Genomic DNA, 787 nt, shown 5'->3' with positions numbered 1-787 from the left:
AGCCTTGTCACAGGTCGTCGCCGACAAGCTGTTTACTCTGCAGAACAACGACGAACTTCACTATGAAACAGGCAGGACGAAACTGCCGGAGCCCAAACGGGCGTAGCTTCCGGGCTGCTGGCTTTCTTCTCCGCGCTGGTACTGGCGCCGGAAAGCCTGCCTAAGTTCCAGGCGACGAACTAAGGAGTGATCATCGGAAACTTTCGACTCATGCGGCGGATCTACGTCGAGTGGCCCCAGCCAGCCAAAGCACTGATGCTCTGTTTTCCTGCGTTCTTCATTCTGTCGTTCATCCTGACGGCCTTGAAGTTGCCGTTCTGGGCCGTTTTGATCCCCATCAGCTTGGCCGGAGTGTCAGTGTTTTCTCTGGGATTCTGCATTTTCAGGGACATCAGGAACACCGCCACAACGTGGTCCCGTCTTTATAGGGAAAGCAAGAACATCGCCCCGGACGGTTTCACGATTGCTGACCTACCGACCATCAAAGGCATGGGATTCATCTACATGCTGATGGGAGCCATGTTCGTTGCCGGCTCGCTCTGGACCGTCTTCACAACAGCACGATGAAGGCCCGTATTGACCCCTCTGGCAGTGTTCCACCTGTGCGCTTGTGCCGATAACCCTCGATCAGCAACCGCATCAATCGCTGACGCTCACAGACGAGAAGCGTCTCCCCGTCCCCGCATTCGTGGTGGCGGCCAGCCGAAGTCAACCTGCACCGGCCTCTTGCCCATCTTTGGCTCAGGAACACCACGTTCCTCCCGCCGCGCCCGGGCAGCCCAGTCCT

The 787-nt window shown here is 57.6% G+C and carries 1 protein-coding gene; it reads left to right on the top strand.

The genetic code is table 11. The features are described 5' to 3' along the window. Window positions 1-210: 210 nt before the first annotated feature. Window positions 211-567 carry a hypothetical protein gene (locus HP499_RS24670; protein WP_172326631.1) on the top strand — a complete coding sequence of 119 codons (357 nt, stop codon included), beginning with the start codon at window positions 211-213 and terminating at the stop codon, window positions 565-567. Window positions 568-787: the final 220 nt, after the last annotated feature.

Origin of the sequence: Paenarthrobacter sp. CM16 (assembly GCF_013179505.1) — a bacterium.
GTDB lineage: Bacteria > Actinomycetota > Actinomycetes > Actinomycetales > Micrococcaceae > Arthrobacter.
This window is presented reverse-complemented; position numbering and strand designations above follow the sequence as displayed.